This is a genomic window from Halobaculum marinum (assembly GCF_029338555.1).
GTDB classification, from domain to species: Archaea; Halobacteriota; Halobacteria; order Halobacteriales; family Haloferacaceae; genus Halobaculum; species Halobaculum marinum.
The window spans coordinates 837,295-851,353 of the sequence record NZ_CP119989.1; the positions used below are offsets into that span (position 1 = coordinate 837,295).

12 protein-coding genes are annotated in these 14,059 nt (G+C 70.7%); 8 read left to right on the forward strand and 4 right to left on the reverse strand.

Annotated elements, in window-relative coordinates; translation table 11 throughout:
- Nucleotides 1-195 precede the first annotated feature (195 nt).
- Nucleotides 196-1,548 (reverse strand): LLM class flavin-dependent oxidoreductase, encoded by a 1,353-nt coding sequence (locus P0R32_RS04395; protein ID WP_276238738.1) that lies wholly within the window; start codon nt 1,546-1,548, stop codon nt 196-198.
- A gap of 697 nt (nt 1,549-2,245) precedes the next feature.
- Here P0R32_RS04395 and P0R32_RS04400 point away from each other — a divergent pair.
- Together P0R32_RS04400 and P0R32_RS04405 are read left to right on the forward strand one after the other, a co-directional pair.
- A complete protein-coding gene (locus tag P0R32_RS04400) occupies nt 2,246-3,268 on the forward strand; it encodes an N-acetyltransferase DgcN family protein (protein ID WP_276238739.1) in 1,023 nt (340 codons plus the stop codon).
- The gene (locus P0R32_RS04405) at nt 3,268-4,317 is read left to right on the forward strand and encodes a dipeptide epimerase (protein ID WP_276238740.1); all 1,050 of its coding nucleotides are present in this window, start codon (nt 3,268-3,270) and stop codon (nt 4,315-4,317) included. Before P0R32_RS04400 ends, P0R32_RS04405 begins: the two co-directional genes overlap by 1 nt.
- 76 nt (nt 4,318-4,393) lie before the next feature.
- Here the strand turns inward: P0R32_RS04405 and ahbB are convergent, their stop codons facing one another.
- On the reverse strand, nt 4,394-5,461 hold the full coding sequence (gene ahbB, locus P0R32_RS04410) for a siroheme decarboxylase subunit beta (protein ID WP_276238741.1): 1,068 nt from the start codon (nt 5,459-5,461) through the stop codon (nt 4,394-4,396).
- 81 nt (nt 5,462-5,542) lie between these two features.
- Here ahbB and P0R32_RS04415 point away from each other — a divergent pair, with 81 nt between their 5' ends.
- The 5 genes from P0R32_RS04415 (at nt 5,543) to P0R32_RS04435 (ending at nt 10,918) form a co-directional block, all read left to right on the forward strand.
- Nucleotides 5,543-6,637 carry a S49 family peptidase gene (locus P0R32_RS04415; protein ID WP_276238742.1) on the forward strand — a complete coding sequence of 365 codons (1,095 nt, stop codon included), beginning with the start codon at nt 5,543-5,545 and terminating at the stop codon, nt 6,635-6,637.
- On the forward strand, nt 6,624-7,733 hold the full coding sequence (locus P0R32_RS04420) for a DUF4350 domain-containing protein (RefSeq protein ID WP_276238743.1): 1,110 nt from the start codon (nt 6,624-6,626) through the stop codon (nt 7,731-7,733). Before P0R32_RS04415 ends, P0R32_RS04420 begins: the two co-directional genes overlap by 14 nt.
- 88 nt (nt 7,734-7,821) lie before the next feature.
- Nucleotides 7,822-8,916, forward strand: a complete 1,095-nt coding sequence (locus P0R32_RS04425) for an anthranilate phosphoribosyltransferase (RefSeq protein ID WP_276238744.1) — start codon at nt 7,822-7,824, stop codon at nt 8,914-8,916.
- Between the two features lie 130 nt (nt 8,917-9,046).
- Nucleotides 9,047-10,297, forward strand: a complete 1,251-nt coding sequence (locus P0R32_RS04430; protein ID WP_276239355.1) for an amidohydrolase — start codon at nt 9,047-9,049, stop codon at nt 10,295-10,297.
- Between the two features lie 96 nt (nt 10,298-10,393).
- Entirely contained in the window at nt 10,394-10,918 is a 525-nt protein-coding gene (locus P0R32_RS04435) for a hypothetical protein (protein WP_276238745.1), read from the forward strand.
- A gap of 138 nt (nt 10,919-11,056) precedes the next feature.
- Here P0R32_RS04435 and P0R32_RS04440 read toward each other — a convergent pair whose 3' ends face one another.
- Nucleotides 11,057-12,052 (reverse strand): succinylglutamate desuccinylase/aspartoacylase family protein, encoded by a 996-nt coding sequence (locus tag P0R32_RS04440; protein WP_276238746.1) that lies wholly within the window; start codon nt 12,050-12,052, stop codon nt 11,057-11,059.
- A gap of 104 nt (nt 12,053-12,156) precedes the next feature.
- Between P0R32_RS04440 and P0R32_RS04445 the strand changes: the two genes are divergently transcribed.
- A complete protein-coding gene (locus tag P0R32_RS04445; RefSeq protein ID WP_276238747.1) occupies nt 12,157-12,708 on the forward strand; it encodes a peptidylprolyl isomerase in 552 nt (183 codons plus the stop codon).
- A gap of 39 nt (nt 12,709-12,747) precedes the next feature.
- On the opposite strand, the gene P0R32_RS04450 is transcribed toward P0R32_RS04445, so the two are convergent.
- Nucleotides 12,748-14,031, reverse strand: coding sequence for a hypothetical protein (locus tag P0R32_RS04450; RefSeq protein ID WP_276238748.1), 1,284 nt, complete (start codon nt 14,029-14,031; stop codon nt 12,748-12,750).
- Between the last annotated feature and the right edge of the window lie 28 nt (nt 14,032-14,059).

The following is a 14,059-nucleotide window of genomic DNA, read 5'->3' on the forward strand; positions in this document are numbered from 1 at the left end:
GCGTGCAGCCCTGAATTGGTCCCCGCTGACGCTTCGGCCCTCCAGACGAAGCGTCACTTACGACAAGCGGGTGTGGGTACTTAACGATATTGGCGTCGGCACCACACTCCCCGACCGAAACGCCCGGTCGTGCACGGCTCGCGCCCCAGCGCACCGGTTCGCGATTATTGTCGTCGCTCGCTCGCTCATTTTACCTCACTGCCGTGCGGGATGCGACGTGGACAGCCGAGGCCCCTCGCCGAGCAGTCGCTCGCGGAGGGTCTCCCCCGGTTGTGGTTCGGCGAGCAGGTCGCGCGCGCGCAGTTCGGGGACCACGAGGTCGACGAAGTCGTCGAGGCTCCCCGTGCGCAACACCTCCTTCACGTTGAAGCCGTCGACGCCGACCGCCTCGTGCCAGTACTGGAGTTCGTCGACGACCTGCGCGGGCGTCCCGACGACGACAGGCGAGGTGGTGCCCAGTCCGGAGAACTGCGCCACCTCGCGGACGGTCCACTCGCGGTCAGGGTCCGAGGTGGTGAACGCGTTCATCGTCCCCTGGATGGCGTCCGTCTCGATGTGCTCGACCTTCTGGTCGGGGTCCAACGCCGACAGGTCCATGTCGAGAAAGCCCGACAGCAGCGCGAGCGTCGCCTCCACGTCGACCGTCTCCAGCAGGCGCTCGTACTTCGCCTCCGCCGCGGCTTCGGTCTCGGCGACGACCGGGACGACGCCCGGGAAGAACGCCAACTCGTCGGGGTCGCGCCCCAGGGCGGCGGCGCGCTCGCGCAGGTCCGCCATATAGTCGCGGACGCCGCGTTCGGTCGGCTGCGAGCAGAACACCGCCTCGGCGTTGGCGGCGGCGAAGTCGCGCCCGCGGTCGGACGACCCCGCCTGGAAGATGACGGGACTGCGCTGGGGCGACGGCTCACAGCCGTGCGGGCCGGGCACGTCGAAGAACTCGCCCTCGTGGTCGATGTCGTGGACCTTCGTGGGGTCGGTGAACACGCCGGCGTCGGCGTCGCGGACGACCGCGTCGTCGTCCCAGGAGTCCTCCCACAGCGCGTAGCAGACGTCGAGGAACTCGTCTGCGCGGTCGTACCTGGTCTGCTTGTCCATCCGCTCGTCGAGGCCGAGGTTCCGAGCCGCGGAGTCGAGATAGGAGGTGACGACGTTGAACGCGACGCGCCCGTCGGTGAGGTGGTCGAGCGTGGAGAACTCGCGCGCGAGTTGGTACGGGTGGGTGTAGGTGGTCGACTTCGTCACCGCGAACCCCAGCGAGTCGGTCACCTCCGCCATCGCGGGCACGAGGTAGCCGGGGTCGTTCGAGGGCGTCTGGACCGCGTGTTCGATAGCCGTCTCGCGGTCGCCGCCGTACACGTCGTAGATGCCGCGCACGTCCGCGAAGAACACCGCCGCGAAGCCGCCGCGTTCGGCGGTCCTCGCCACGTCGGTCCAGTACTCCCGGTCGGTGTACTCTGCGGAGCGGTCCGCCGGGTGCGTCCACGACCCGGGGGAGACGTGCTCCACGGAGTTCATCGTGAAGAGGTTGAGGTGGATGCCGTCGCTCATTACTGGTGGCCTGGTGTCGGAGCGGGGTAAGGAGCGGTGGAATCGGTCGACTGTGCCTGTATCTGGGACGTAGCTGTCGTTGGCGTGGTCAGTGTCGTCCCGAGAGAGGCCGCGAAAGCCCTCGGAGCGCTCGCGGGCTGCGACTCGCTGCGCGCTTCACTCGCTCACTCCGTTCGCTCGTTGCAGTGCTTGCGTCGTCTCGCTCCGCGGGCGCCCCGGCCCCTTTCAGTCCCACCCACCGCACCGCCGCCGTACCCTCCCCAGCCGCCTCACTCCCTCGCTTCGCTCGGTCGCTCGCCCCTCGCGCGCTTCCGCGCTCGGCGGACCGAGCGCGGCACGCGCCACCGCAACCGTGATTCGTACACACCGGTCGAACGGGCTCGACGCTCGGCCATCCAACGGGTGGGACTGAAAGGGGCCGCGACTTTCGGCGAACCCCGACGAAGCAAGCACCGCAGCGAGCGGCGCGAGCGAGGAGCGCAGCGAGTCGCGGGAGCCGACAGTCGCGGGGGCTTTCGCGGTAGTCACCACGGTCGCGGCCGCGGTGGTCGCCACGGTCGCGGTCGTGGGTGGAACCACAATCGCAGTCACCGTAGCGCCTGCGTTCGACCGACCGACCCGACAAGCACCACCTCGATACCCACCCGACTCCGCCGCGTGGAACCGATTTAAGCCACACCCTCACACACGTCCTCATATGACCGATCGCGTCGCCGTCCTCGCCCACGAGATGTTCCCGGACCGCTCGAAGACCGCCAACGGCGTCATCCGCTACGCCGACTACGAAGTCGCGGCCGTCCTCGACCGCGAGCGGCCGGGCGAGCGCGTCGCCGACCACCTCCCCGGCGTCGACGACGCGCCGGTCGTCGCCTCGTTCGCGGACGTGCCCGGCGACGTGGACGCGCTCGTCATCGGCATCGCGCCCATCGGCGGCGGCTTCGACGAGTCGTGGCGCCCGGACGTGCGCGCGGCCATCGAGGCCGGGTGCGACGTGGTCTCGGGCCTCCACTACTTCCTGAACGACGACGAGGAGTTCGCGAGCCTCGCTGCCGACCACGGCGTCGAGTTGTGGGACGTTCGGAAGCCCCACGACGACCTCACCGTCGCCGGCGGGCGCTCGGCGGACGTGGACGCCGACGTGGTGCTCACCGTCGGCACCGACTGCTCGGTGGGCAAGATGACCGCGACGATGGAGATCGTCGAGGCCGCCCGCGACGCCGGCATCGACGCCTGCGCCATCCCCACGGGCCAGACCGGCATCATGATCGAGGGGTGGGGGAACCCCGTCGACCGCGTCGTGAGCGACTTCACCGCCGGCGCCGTCGAGGAGATGATCCTGGAGAAGGGCGACGACCACGACCTGCTCGTCGTCGAGGGCCAGGGGAGCATCATCCACCCCGCCTACTCCGCCGTCACCTGCGGCATCCTCCACGGCGCAATGGCCGACAAACTGGTGCTGTGTCACGCCGCCGGTCGCGAAGCGATCCACGGGTACGAGGACACCGCGATCCCGCCCGTCGAGGAGTACGTCGACCTGTACGAGTCGCTCGCCGCCCCGGTCCACGAGGCCGAGGTCGTCGCAGGCGCGCTCAACACCGTCGACGTGGACGACGACGCGGCCGCTCGCGCCGCCGTCGACGACTTCGCCGACACCATCGACGCGCCCGCGACGGACCTCATCCGCTTCGGCGCCGACGAGGTCGTGGAGGCCATCCGCTGATGCCGTCGCTCACGACCTCGTTCGAGCGCGTGTCGCTCCCGCTGGAACACGAGTTCACCATCTCCCGCGGCTCCACCTCGGCCGCCGAGAACGTCGTCGTCCGCATCGAGGACGAGGGCGGCATGGTCGGCGTCGGCGCCGCAGCCCCCTCCAGCCACTACGGCGAGATGGCGGCGACCGTCGAGGCGGTGCTCCCGGACCTGCTCGCCGAGGTGGAGGCCGTCGGCGACCCGCACGCGCTCGCCGAGATCGAAGCGCGGATGGGCCACGTGGTCGCCGACAACCCCGCTGCGCGCTGTAGTGTCTCCATCGCGCTCCACGATCTGGCCGCCAAGCGCCTCGGTGTCCCGCTGCACCGCCTGTGGGGGCTGGACCCGACCGACACGCCGGACACGTCGTTCACCATCGGCATCGACGACACCGACGTGATGCGCGAGAAGACCGCCGCCGCGGTCGAGGCTGGCTACTCGACGCTGAAGCTGAAACTCGGCACCGACCGCGACCGCGCGGTCGTCGAGGCGGTGCGCGAGGAGGCGCCCGACGCGACGCTCCGTGTCGACGCGAACGAGGCGTGGACCCCGCGCGAGACCGCCCGCAAGAGCGAGTGGCTGGCGGATCTGGGCGTCGAGTTCATCGAGCAACCGCTGCCGGCGACCGACCCCGCGGGGCTGAAGGACGCCTACGAGCGGTCGGTGCTCCCCATCGCCGCCGACGAGTCGTGCGTCACGCTCGCGGACATCCCACAGATCGCCGACCGCTGCGACATCGCGAACCTGAAGCTGATGAAGTGTGGCGGCCTGTTGGAGGCGAAACGGATGGTCCACACAGCCCGCGCGCACGGGCTGGAGGTGATGCTGGGCTGTATGGTCGAGTCGAACGCCGCCATCGCCGCCGGCTGTCAGTTGGCGCCCCTCCTCGACTACGCGGATCTGGACGGGAGCCTGCTGTTGGCCGAGGACGCCGACCCGTTCGACGGCGTGCCGATGCCGGACGGACAGATAGACCTCGCGGCGGCCGACCGACCGGGGACGGGCGCGGTCGAGCGGTGAGCGAGACCGCGGGTGGCGACGGCGGGGTCCGCGTGCCGCGCCGTCCACGAACGGGAGCGGTCGAGCGATAGGCGGGCTACTCCCCGACCAGCTCCTCGTACTGCGCGCCGGTCTGCTTCAGCGTCTTCGTCGAGTACAGCCGCTCGTGCTCGAACGGGAGGTACTCTGCGGCCAACTCGTCGATCTTGGCGTCGACCGCGTCGGCCTCGCGGCCGTGGACCATCGTGAACAGGTTGTACTCCCAGTCTTGCTCGGGCCGGCGCGGGCGGTGGTAGCAGAGGGTCACGTACGGCAGTTCGCCCACCCGCTCACCCAACTCGTCGAGCCGGTCGTCGGGCACGTCCCACACGACCATGCAGTTGTTGTGGAAGCCGGTGACGATGTGGTTGACGACGCAGCCGACGCGCTTGATACAGCCGTCGGCGAGCAGGCGCTCGATGGCCGCGAGCACCTCCTCCACGTCGGCGTCGATGGCGTCGGCCACGTCGCGGTACGGTGTCGCCGTGAGCGGGAACCCCGCTTGGATCTCGACGAGGAGCGCACGCTCCAGCGCCGACAGCCCGCCGGTAGCGTCCTCGGAGATGCGCGTCGCGCCGGCGTCGGTCGACTCCAGCGACTCGCGGGCGAACGCGTCGTCGTTCCAGACCGGGAACTCCAGATCGATGTAGTAGTCGGTGAGCATCGGGAGGTTCAGCACCTCGCAGCCGGTGCGCTCTTCGATCTCCGCGAGGATACGGTCGCGCGTCTCGCGGGTGGCGGCGGTGACGACGAACCACTGGTTCCACTCGTGGTCGCGGCGGTAGTTGTGGTTCACCTGCCGGTAGCCGTTGATCACCTCGGCGACCTCGTCGAAGCGGTCCTCGGGCGCCGACACCGCCGCGAGGGTAGACGAGCCGATGACGGGCGGGTTGAGCACCGCGCCGAACCGGCGGAACACGCCACGCTCACGGAGGTGTTCCACGCGCGCGAGCGCCTCCTCCTCGTCGATCCCCAACTCCTCGCCGACGACGCGGAACGGTCGCTCGACGACCGGGAAGCCGCTCTGGAAGTCGTCGATCAGCCGTGCGTCGACGGCGTCGAGGCCCGCTCGCCAGTCGTCGCGCCCCTCGCTCTCGTCGGCCCGCTCGCGGTCGGCGCTACCCATTGTCGGGAACTGGGGGGCGGCGTACCTACCGGTTTCGCTCCCTCCGGGAATCCGGGGCGTGTCTCTTGGTACCGTCTCCCGATGGTCGATCCAGTCGTGGGACCAACACGTTCGGGGATCCTCCGTCGGCTGCGCAGTTCGTACGTCGTGTTCGTCGCGCTCGGGGTCGTGCTCGGGGCGCTCGTGGCGCCGTTCGCGTACGACGCGGCGACCGCCACGGGCGGGACGGTCGCCGTCGTCCCGGTCGAGGGAGCCATCGACGGCGAGTCGGCGGCGGGCGTCGCCGCCATGCTGCGCGAGGCGCGCCAGAACCCGTCCGTCGACGCGGTGGTGATCGTCACGAACAGCGGTGGCGGCGGCGCGGCCGCCAGCGAGGAACTGTACCTCCAGGCGAAGCGGACGGCGGCGGCGAAGCCGCTGGTCGCCAGCGTCGACTCGACCGCCGCCTCCGGCGCCTACTACACGATCGCACCGGCGGACGCCATCTACGTCAAGCCGGCCAGCGTCGTCGGCAGCGTCGGCGTCGTCGCGACGCTGCCACAGGATCTGGAGCCGAACGACGTCGTCGGGACGACCGGGCCGAACAAGCTCTCGGGTGCCGACCAGCGGGAGTTCCTCTACGTGCTGGAGTCGCTCCACCGGGCGTTCGTCGGTGCCGTCATCGCCCAGCGAGGCGACGCGCTCCAGATCTCTCGTGCTGAACTCGAACAGGCGCGGGTGTACTCCGGCGGGCAGGCAGTCGCGGTCGGACTCGCAGACGAGATCGGTGGCCGCGAGGCCGCGATCCGCGATGCCGCCAACCGCGCCGGACTCGACAGCTACAACGTGCGGGTGTTGCGCCCGGACAACGGCACCGTCCGGTTCGTCTCGCGGGCGAACTACGTCGCCAGCGACGCGCCGAACCGGGCGCTGCTCCCCCCGTCGTACCTGCTCGGCGACGGCACCGGCGGCCCGGTGTTCCTCATGCTCGCGCCGATGTACGCCGGCGCGGGCGAACCCGCGGCGGTCGAGGCTCGGGAGGTCGACCTGGCTCCGTCGAACGCGACCGGCGGAGACTCCCCCGCGAACGCTCCCCCGGGGGACCCCGAGACGACGAACGGGTCCGAGACCGCGACCGACCCCGGTCCCAGCGACGACCTCGCCGCGGCGACGGAGGTGACCGATGGCGCTCGGTGAGTCAGACGGTCGAGACGCCGGCGGCGACGGGTGGGCGACGCGGATCGCGCTCCTCCTCACCGTCGCGGTCGCGGTCGCGGTCGTGCTCGGTGCGATCCCGGGAGCGCTCGTCGCCGGTGGCGACGAGTCGCCGGCGCTGAACACCAGCGAGTACGACACCGCCGATCTGGACACCGAGCAGATCCCCGCGACCGGCGACATCGCGGTCGACGGCGACGCCGACGGGACGGTCGTGATCGACCGCTCGCACGCCAACCGGTTCGACCGCACGCAACTTCGACCGCTGTACGAGGCGCTCTCGCGGGCCGGCTACGAGGTCGTCGTCCACGACCGGGGCGACCTCGCACCGGTGCTGGCGAACGCCAGCGCCTTCGTCGTGATCGACCCCGGGACGCCCTACGGCGACGAGGACACCGACGCCATCCGGTCGTTCACCGACGGCGGCGGCCGCCTGCTCGTGCTCGCGGAACCGAATCGGGTCGTCGTCAGCGGCGGCCTCGGTGGTGTCACGACCTCTCAGCGCCGGAGCGACCTCTCGAACCTCGCTGCCGAGTTCGACGTCTCGGTCTCCGTCGGCTACGTCTACCACCAGTCGGCCCACGACGGCTACTACAAGAACCCGCTCGCGACCCCGGTGGGCGACGCGGACGCGAGCGGCACCGACGTGGCGCTGTACACCGCCGCGAGCGTGCGCTCGACCGGCGACGGCGAGGTCGTCCTCCGGACGCCCACGGGCGCGAGACGGTCCGGCACCGACGAGGTCGAGGCCTACCCGCTCGCCGTCCGCGACGGGAACGCCCTCGTCGTCGGCGACGCCTCGTTCGTCGCCCCCGGTCGGTACAACGTCGCCGACAACGAGGGGTTCTTGAGCTACGTCGTCGCGTTCCTCGCCGAGGGGGAGCGCCCCGCCGCGACCGACGGGAGAGACGCCGACGGCGGGGGCGCCGGCGGCGACAGTGATGGCCCCACACCCGACGGGCCCGGAGCGGACGACCCGACCGAGACGCCGACTCCGACGCCCACACCGAGCGGGACGCCCACGCCCGCCGGAACGCCGCCGGCGACCCCGGGCGGCCCGTCGACGCCCGGCGCGTAACCCGACGGCGGTCGCACACCGTCGGTCGGTCGGGTCGCGCTCGCGTCGACCGGGCCGTTTTTGCGCCGACCACTCCTAGCCGCCGGGTATGGCGAAGGCGACCACCGACGAGACGAGCGAGTTCGGCGAGTGGCCACTCAAGCGGCTCATGACCGAGGTCTGCGGCTCCGGCCCCAAGTCCGCGGACGACATGACGCCCGCGCAGGCGACCGAGGCCATGCGACGGATCTTCGCCGGCGAACCCGACGACACGACGCTCGGGGCGTTCTGGCTGGCGAACCGCTGGAAGCGCAACAACCCCGAGGAGCTGGCGGCGTACGTCGACGAGATGTGCTCGCGCGTCGAGTACGCCGAGCCCGACTGCGACCCCGTCGACTGCGGCGCCAACTACGACGGGAAAGGCGAGACGGCCATCCTCGGCGCCGCCGCCGGCATCGTCGCCGCCGGCGCCGGCACGCCGGTCGTCGTCCACTCGGGCGACCGCGTCCCCACCCAGAAGCAGGATGCGTACAAGCACGTCCTCGACGAGTTGGGCATCGCGACGGAGTTGACGCCGCGCGACTCCGCGGAGATGGTCGACGACACCGGTTTCGGCTTCTACTACCAGCCGGCGTTCAACCCCGCGGTCCACGACCTGTGGGAGCGCCGCGACATGATGGGTGTGCGCACGTTCGTCAACACCATCGAGACGCTGGCGAACCCCGCGGGCGCCTCCACGCACCTCGGCTCGTTCTACCACCTCGCGTTCGCGAAGAAGATCGTCGACACGTTCGTCGAGAGCGAGTTCCACGACCTCGATCGCGTCATCATGTTCCAGGGGATGGAGGGGTACGACGACATCCGCCCCGGCTACACGAAGGTCGCCGAGTGGACCGCCGGCGACGGCGGCAGCGAGGGTGACTCCTTCACCGACTTCGAGATCGAGACGCCCGAGTACGGGATGGACTTCGAGGAGGCCGACCTCGAGGTGGACGACGTGGCCGTCGACTCCGCGACGCTCACTGAGGAGATTGTCTCGGGCGAGCGCGACGACCACTGGACCGACGCGGTCGCGCTCAACGCCGCCTTCCGGATCTACGCCGGCGGCGACGCCGACAGCCTCGACGAGGGGCTGGAGCAGGCGCGCGCGGCCATCGACGACGGCTCCGCGGCCGCGGTGCTGGAAGACCTGCGCAACTTCTGAACTGCGACGAGGGCGGACTTCTCTCTCACGTACTCGCGACGACTCGCGGCGACTCGCGACCGACGTGCGAACGTTGAAGCACACCCCGAGATTCCCTCCGGGCGTGACCGACGACACCACCATCGCCGACATGAGTCTCCGCGAGATCCGTCGCGACCTCCACCGACACCCGGAGGAGGGGTGGACGGAGTTCCGGACGACCGCGCTCGTGGCGGCCGAACTCGACGACCGAGACTTCACCCTCCACCTCGGCGCCGACGCGGTCGCGGTCGAAGACCGTCTCGGCGTCCCGAGCGACGACGAGGTCGCGGCGGCGGTCGACCGCGCCCGACGAGAGGGCGCACCGGGGGCGTACCTCGACCGCATGGACGGCGTGACGGGACTGGTGGCGACGAAGCGCTACGGCGACGGCTCCGGTCCGGTCGTCGGCGTCCGCGTCGACGTGGACGCGCTGGCCCGACAGGAGGCGACCGACGACGAGCACCGCCCCGCGCGCGAGGGCTTCGGCTCGGCCCACCCCGGCGAGATGCACGCCTGCGGCCACGACGGGCACACCGCCATCGGCGTCGGCGTCGCCCGCGCGCTCGACGAGTCGGGCGGGTTCGACGGGACGCTCAAACTGTTCTTCCAACCCGCCGAGGAGGGCGGCCGCGGCGGCTACCCGATGAGTCGGACCGCCCACCTCGACGACGTGGACCACTTGCTGGCGGTCCACCTCGGCCTCGGTGAGGAGACTGGCACGGTCGTCGCCGGCTACGACCGGCCGCTGTCGAACGCGAAACTCGACGCGCGGTTCGTCGGCGAACCGGCCCACGCAGGCGTCGCGCCCAACGAGGGACGGAACGCGATGCAGGCGCTCGCGACCGCCGTGAGCAACCTGTACGCCATCCCGCGCCACGCCGACGGGCGGACGCGGGTGAACGTCGGCATGGTCGCCGCCGACAACGCCCAGAACGTCGTCAGCGAGGACGCTCAGATGCGCGTCGAGGTGCGGGGTGAGACGGCCCCGCTCAACGAGTATATGCTCGACCGGGCGCGGCAGGTACTCGACGCCGCGGCCGACATGCACGGCTGCGAAGTCGAGACCTCGCTGTACGGGAAGACGACGACGTTCGAGACCGACGACGAGATGGTCGCGGCCGTCCGGCACGCCGCCGAGGCTGCCGAGGGCGTCACGACCGTCCGCGACCGACTGCCGTTCGGCGGGAGCGAGGACGCCTCCTACCTGATCCGACGGGTGCAGGAGGCGGGCGGCACCGCGACGTACGTCGGCGTCGGCGCGTCGAACCCCGCGGGCCACCACACCGCCTACTTCGACATCGACGAGGCGTCACTGGCCATCGCCGTCGACGTGCTCGCCGGGACGGTTCGGACGCTGTAGGCTGACACGGAGACCTCGCTCTCTATCGGACGACCGGTTCTCACAGGTGAAACGTGGCGCCGGAGGTTTATCACCGCCCGCGACGGTCGGGCACGCATGGCCGTGGGACCGGAGAGTCTGTACCAACTGTTCTTCCTCGCGGCCAGTGCCGTCGTCGTCCTGTTGGCACTGTCGACGTACGTGCTCGGGCGACTGATCGGCCACGACCGCGCGCTCGGCGCGATGCTGGCGCTCGTCGCCATCTTCACCGGCGTCGGCGCGGGCTTCGGCCTCTCGGCGTCGGCGGCGACGCTCCCGCTGGCGCTGGGGTTCGCGTTCCTCTACGTCCCCGTCGGCGTCGGCGGCCTCATCGCCAAGGGCGTGTCGATGGCCCCGTGGCGGGAGGTGTGCCGACTGCTCATCGGCGGCTGGATGGCGGCGCTCGTCGTCGGCCTCGTCACGCAGGCCGCGGGCGCGTCGCTCCCGACGCTCATCGGCTGGACGCCCGGGCTGTTCGGGGTGGAGTGGTACGCCGGCTTCCTCGGGTACATGACGCTGCTCGGCGTCGCCGCCGGCGGGTTCACGCTCGTCCTGTTGAAGCGCGGCGACGAGGCGGACGGCCCCGTCACCGCGGGTGGCTGACGCCCGGTCCCCTCGCTACTCACTCACTCACTCACTCACTCACTCACTCACTCACTCACTCACTCACTCACTCACTCACTCACTCACTCACTCACTCACTCACTCACTCACTCGCTCTCCCACTCGTCCCCCAATCGCTCACTCCTCGTCGTCCAGTCGGATCGCGATGCCGACGAGCGTCTGGCCCGCCGTCACCGTCGCCTCCCGTGCGACCGAGTAGACGACGCCCGAGCGGTCGGCGGTCGCCTCCTGCAACACCTCGTAGGTGGTCGGGTCGTACACCTCGCCGACGTACTTTCCCTCCACGACCTCGTCCCCGATGGCCAGATCCGCAGCCGCGCGGAACAGCCCCGAGTCGGCGGCGGTCACCCGACCGAGGTGGTTGCGCGCGCGGGTGCCGTCCCACTCGGGCACGTCGCCGTCGTCGTCGAGGACACCGGCGTGGCGGAGCGCCCGTACCGTCCCCGCGACACCCGTCTCGATGGCGTCGTCGACCAGCTCTTTGTTGTGGGCGAGTTCGGGCGTGATGCTCGGGATCCCCTCCATCGTCGCGGCGACGCGGAGTTTCCCGCCGAAGCCGCGGTCGGCCCACTCGTCGTCGGCGTCCTCGCCCGCCGTCTCCGCCAGCAGGAGGTCCGTGCCGAACGCCTCCGCGAGCGCGCGACACTCCGCGTCGCCGCGGAGGTAGACCGTGTGGGTGAGCATATCCCGGCTCCCGGTGTGGAGGTCGACGATGTAGTCTGCGTCGCCGGCGTACGCCCACAACGCGGCGGCCATGCGCTTGTGGAGACTTCCGTCGGGGTCGCCGGGCCAGCAGCGGTTCATGTTGGGGTTGACCGAGTCGTACGCCTCCGGCGTGGTGTAGGAGACGGTGTCGAAGGTGAGCGGGTCGGCGACGGGGACGACGTGGACGGTGCCCGCGAGGGTGGCCTCCCGGAGGTCGTCGTGGAGGCGGCGACACACTGCGGCGCCGTTGATCTCACGACCGTGTTGGGCCGCCTGCACGTAGACGGTCGGGCCGTCGGTGTCGTCGGCGTCCGCGCCGTCTGGCGTGTACGTGTGGACGGTCGTCTCGATCGCGACTCCGGAGGGGAGTCGCGCGAGCGTGACGCGCTCGGCGTCGTGGTCGGCCATACCGCACGTTTCCGGCGCGACGGCTTGTAGCTGTGGCCCGCCCGCGGGCGCCACCGTGTCGCCGAAGCCGAACGCCTATCCCCCTCGGCGGCCACGTGGCGGGTATGAGCGACGACCTGCCGCACGTCACGTTCCACACGAACCACGGCGACATCGAGATCGAACTGTACGCCGACCGCGCGCCGACGACGGTCGAGAACTTCCTCAACCTCGCCGAGCACGACCCCGCCGCCAGCGACGACCCCGCCGTCGAGACGACGACGTGGGAGGACCCCGAGAGCGGCGAGATTCGTGGTGACTCGCTGTACCAGGGCATCACGTTCCACCGGATCATCGACGACTTCATGATCCAGGGCGGGGACCCGACCGGGACCGGCCGCGGCGGCCCCGGCTACGAGTTCGACGACGAGTTCCACGACGACCTCAAGCACGACGACGCGGGCGTCCTCTCGATGGCCAACTCCGGCCCGAACACGAACGGCTCGCAGTTCTTCATCACGCTGGCGGCCCAGCCCCACCTCGACGGTCGCCACGCGGTCTTCGGGAAGGTCGTCGACGGGATGGACGTCGTCGAGGAGATCGGCGCCGTGCCGACAGGCCGCAACGACCAGCCGCGCGACGACGTGACGATCGAGCGCGTCACCGTCGAGCGGTAAGCCGGACACTCCGCCGCTCCACGCCGCACCCTCTCCGTTTTACTCGACGAACTGCTCGTACACCCGCGGGTACTCCTGCAGTTTCATCCGCGCGATCAGCGCGTAGCAGTAGGCGTCGACGCGGTCGCGCCACAGCGGCCGCTCGTAGCTTCCGGCGAATCCGACTTCGGCCACGTCGATGTCCTCGCCCGCACGAACCGTCAGGATCGACAGCAGCGGTGCCGGGTCGCTCCCGACGGCGCCACGGAACCGCCGCATCGCGGCACGCTTCTCGCGGACGACGTGCCCGGAGTCGAAGCCGTCGTCGTCGGGGTCGATCACGATGGCGTCCAGTGCTCGGTCGTGTGCTCGGCGCTGAACGAGCGCCTGCGCGGCCTCGACGGCGTTCAGGAGGGCCAGATCCTCCTCCCAGTCGGCGACGTAGTAGTCGTAGTCGTAACACCACCTCGCGAGTCTCGAACGGGCGAGCGCGTACGGACCGGGCCCGTGGTCGTCGTAGACGGTCTCGACCTCCTCGCGCAGTTCGTCGCGACTCGGAAACGAGGCTATCGCGTCCCTGAACCGGGCGTCCAGTCGGGCGATTCGGTCGGCCATCGGGTCGCCGTCGTCGCCGACGTGCTCGCGTAGTCGGTCGTGGTGGTGCTGGGCGGTCGCGAGCCGCAGCTCCGCCTGTCGGTTGCCGGCGTGGGTCGACCCGACATCGTGGGCGTCGAACTCGTAGTCGGGGTCGCGCTCGTGGGCGTCGAGTCGCACGAACCGCACCCAGCGCTCGACGTCGTGGTACCAGCCGAGGTCGCGCCCGGCGTCGACGACGGGGTAGTCCCCGAGGGCGTCGGCGAGGCTGTCTGCCTCCTCGCGGATCGCTGCGCCCCGCTCGGCGAGTCGCTCGGGGTCGGCTTCTGGTCGGTCGAGGCGGTGGAGCGCGAAACCTACTTCCTCGGCGGCGAACTGCATCCCGCCGGTCGCGTAGAACGTCGCCTCGCGGTAGTTGCCCGCGCGAAGTTCCTCGCGGGCGCTCTCCAACCACCCGCCGGCGCCGCCGAACCGCTCGTCGGTGTCGAGTTCCCTCCACAACTCGCGACCGCGTTCGACCTCGCGTTCCAGTTCGCCGACCGCGTCGCTGGCGTGTTCCTCGCTCACGGACGGGTGCCAGCGGTGGTCGGTCGGGTCGGGGAGGTACTTCGACGCCTGATCGGTGAGGGGGTCGGGGAGCGCGGTCGGCCGAACCGCGCCGACGACACCCGTCGCACCGACGAGCGAGGCGGCGGCGCCGGCAAGGACTGCACGTCTACTGGGGGAGGGAGTTTCGGGGTCGGGGACCATACCCGACCGATCCTCACGTCCCGCTGAT